Below are 3,772 nucleotides of genomic sequence, written 5' to 3' on the forward strand. Positions count from 1 at the left end.
TGCGAATTGCGGTTTACCAATATACCCTTTAAGATTGATGATGGAGGTTTCTTCCTCCACCGGGATCAGTCTCTCATTATAGTTATTTCCAAACAAGTGAATGATCCGCTGTTTCAATGCAGATGCCGGCAAGCGGTATATCTCTGCTCCATCGTGATGCAAGCTAAAAGCTATACCGGGGTTAGCAAGAGAAACCCGCTGAAATTCATCCAGAATATGGCGCATCTCTGCAGGGTTGCTCTTTAGAAAATTTCGTCTGGCGGGCGTATTAAAGAATAGGTTCTTGACACTGATGCTGGTTCCTTCTGAACAAGCCACCGGTTCCTGTTTAATAATTGAGGACCCTTCAATCTCGATCAGGGTACCAATTTCATCTTCATGTCTGCGGGTTTTCATTTCTATCTGCGCAATGGCAGCAATAGAAGCCATAGCTTCTCCCCTGAACCCCATAGTACGTATTGCAAAAAGATCTTCAGCTTTGCGCACTTTAGAGGTCGCATGCCGTTCAAAGCACATTCTTGCATCGGCTACAGTCATCCCGCATCCATTATCAATAACCTGGATCAATGCTTTTCCTGCATCCTTTAGTATAAGCTGTATTTTGTTTGCCCCTGCATCTATGGCGTTCTCCATCAATTCTTTTACGGCCGATGAGGGGCGTTGAACCACCTCTCCTGCTGCGATCTGATTGGCAACGCTATCGGGTAAAAGCTGTATAATATCTGACATTTATATTCTCCGGTAAAGGTTGCTAATTTAGCGAAAATAAGCCTTAAACTGATCTCTTTTCTTATAATTGAATGTTAAATGACGAAGTCAGTATTTGATTTTTATATCTTTATGCTCATCTACTTTCAAAAACAACCCGTCTTAGCCCCTATCCAAATGAACAGAAACTACCTTAGAACGAAAAAACTGCTCAAAACATTATGTCTTTATCTTTTTGCTGGTTCTACTTTGAGCGCCTGCGCCCAGGAACACAAAAAAAATGAAGCTTTACTCGCAAATGCAAATACCATTATCAGAAGCGCGGTTTTGCTCAACAACCAACAAAATAGCATTCCACTAACGTCTCTGGAGAAAAAGAACATTGCCTCTGTTAACCTAGGCTTTAACTACCAAAACGTTGTAGATAGCTTACTGAATAAATATGCAAAAATCACCTCATTTTCGGCAGACAGCTATAAGGACTCCCCAACACTAAACGACCTAGAAGACGACCTTAAATATTTCAACACTATATTAGTTTCAATTACAGATCAAGATGCCTCAAATCCACGTTACCTGAATTTCATCAACCTGCTCAGCAAAAATAAGCAGGTGGTGGTTTCACTTTTCGGTGATGGCAATAGCCTTCGCTCATTGGACAACACTGAAGCACCTGTATTGTGGACAGCTCAAAAGGACATCGGCGCAGCAGCCATTGCACCTCAAATGATTTTTGGAGGCATACCGTTAAACAATAAACTTTCTTTCACTTATTCAGGAAAATACACAACAGGATCGGGCTACTCAACAACGGCAACAAGACTGAAGTATACCCTTCCTGAAGATGCCGGTGTCAACGCAGATGATCTTTCAGAGATCAACAGTATCGCTGCTGAAGCCATTAATGCCAGAGCAACCCCAGGACTAGTTGTCATGGTAGCCAAAGATGGCAAAGTCATTTTCAACAAGGCCTATGGCAAACATACTTACGACAGCACTGCACTTCCAGACAAGATATCTGACATTTTTGATTTGGCATCAGTAACCAAAATTACAGCAACAACGCCTGCTGTAATGCGTTTATACGAGCAAAATAAATTAAAACTGGACACCAATATTGGAGCCTATATCCCGAAGGCCAGAACCACAGCAATGAATCCGATCCAGGTGAGAGAAGTTATGCTTCATCAGGCTGGCTTTATCCCTTATATACCCTTCCATGACTTCATAAAACCTACCGATCACAGCACGGATTCTTCAGCGATCTTCCCCACTAAAGTGGCCGATGGCTACTATGTCCGCAAAGATTATTTTAAAGATGTGATGTGGCCCAAAATGCTGAATGCACCAATTAAAACACGGGGTTCTTATGTCTATAGTGACATCAGCATGTATGTTATGAAGGACATTGTGGAGCGCATTAGTAGCGAGCCTTTAAACAAATACGTCGCAGAAAACTTCTATGAGCCCCTTGGAATGCAGACTGCAGGCTTTCTACCCCGCAACCGCTTCTCTAAAGACCAGATTATACCAACTGAAAACGACACTTATTTCAGAAAAACCTTACTTGTGGGATATGTCCATGATCAGGGTGCTGCGCTAGCTGGAGGTGTATCTGGCCATGCAGGTTTATTTGCAAGTTCAAATGACATGGCCATCATGTATCAGATGTTGTTAAACAAGGGTACTTATGGGGGTGTTCAATATTTCAAACCTGAAACTGTTGATATGTTTACAGCAAAACAATCTAATGTAAGCAGAAGAGGTCTTGGATTTGACAGATGGGATCCAGATCTATCAAAGCATTACCCTTCTGAATTGGCTTCTCCTCAGACCTACGGCCATACAGGTTACACGGGAACTTGTGTATGGGTAGATCCATCCAGGGGACTAGTATATGTGTTCTTATCAAACCGGGTAAACCCGGGAGTAACAGAAACCCTAAGCAGACTGAAGATCAGAGGAAGAATACAGGATGTAATCAACAAAGCGATAGACAAAAGTAAAAACTAGGTCTCCTGTTCTCATCAGCAGAAAAAACAAAAAGGCGAATAAGAACCATTAATCTTATTCGCCTTTTTACTTTATTAAAATCTCGTGATTTATTTTTTTAATCCGATTTCTCTCAGTCTTTCATCAAGATATTCACCAGCAGTCATATCAGCATAAACCTTTGGATGTTCTGCATCAATACATGATGCCAGACTGGTAAGATCCATTGTTGACCTTGGGTGTAAAAAGAATGGAACAGAGAAACGGGAAGTTTTCATCAGTTCACGTGGTGGATTCACTACCCGGTGTGTGGTAGACCGCAATTTATTATTCGTTAAGCGCTGCAACATATCACCAACATTAACCACGATATCTGAATGATGTGCTTTAATTGGTAACCATTCGTTGCTGCGTGTCAAGACTTCAAGCCCATCTGCACTTGCACCAATCAAAAGGGTAATTAAGTTGATATCCTCGTGTGCACCTGCACGAACCGCATCATCAGGAATTGACTCTGGATTTTCAATAGGAAAATAATGAATACCTCTTAAAATGGAATTTCCGTTGTGTACATATTGATCAAAATAATCTATTGGCAAACCCAAATAAGTAGAGATAGCTCTCAATAGATGTTTCCCATTACTTTCCAGTTTCTGATAGATCTCACGGGTTACTGTATTGAAAGCAGGAAGCTCTTCCAGATATTCGTTATCCGGATACTCCTTCTTAATTGCGTCACCATCAGTCACCTCCTGCCCAATTTGCCAGAACTCCTTTAAATCCGCAGTTTTAGCACCTTTTGCTGTTTCTTTACCCGGACTGGTATAACCTCTTTGGCCGGCCAGTTCTGGTTTTTCATATTTCCTTTTTTGTTCAGGAGATAACGCAAACATCGCTTTGATATTTTCATAGAGCTGATCGATCAGCTCCTGACTAACGCCATGGTTGGTAATCGTTACAAAACCCGAATCGTTAAAAGCTCTCCCAAGTTCATCGGAAAACTTTTTACGCTGCTCTTCTGTTCCATTGATATAAGACCCCAGGTCCAGACAAGGTATATAAGGTGTTGACA

General features: G+C 41.6%; 3 protein-coding genes. 1 reads left to right on the plus strand and 2 read right to left on the minus strand.

What is annotated here, in order from left to right; genetic code table 11:
• The coding region (gene mutL, locus DBR11_RS30490; protein WP_233260956.1) for a DNA mismatch repair endonuclease MutL at nucleotides 1-729 on the minus strand (729 nt) is incomplete at its 3' end.
• A gap of 156 nt (nucleotides 730-885) precedes the next feature.
• On the opposite strand from mutL, the gene DBR11_RS29190 reads away from it, so the two are divergent.
• Nucleotides 886-2,721: a serine hydrolase gene (locus tag DBR11_RS29190; protein WP_108556037.1), complete on the plus strand. Its 1,836-nt coding sequence runs from the start codon at nucleotides 886-888 to the stop codon at nucleotides 2,719-2,721.
• Between the two features lie 89 nt (nucleotides 2,722-2,810).
• On the opposite strand, the gene DBR11_RS29195 is transcribed toward DBR11_RS29190, so the two are convergent.
• The coding region (locus tag DBR11_RS29195) for an isopenicillin N synthase family oxygenase (protein WP_233260957.1) at nucleotides 2,811-3,772 on the minus strand (962 nt) is incomplete at its 5' end.

This window comes from Pedobacter sp. HMWF019 (assembly GCF_003061025.1).
Taxonomy (GTDB): Bacteria; Bacteroidota; Bacteroidia; order Sphingobacteriales; family Sphingobacteriaceae; genus Pedobacter.

Coding starts and splice junctions, on each gene's coding strand:
- DBR11_RS29190 (WP_108556037.1), top strand. CDS start 886: ATGAACAGAAACTACCTTAGAACGAAAAAACTGCTCAAAACATTATGT.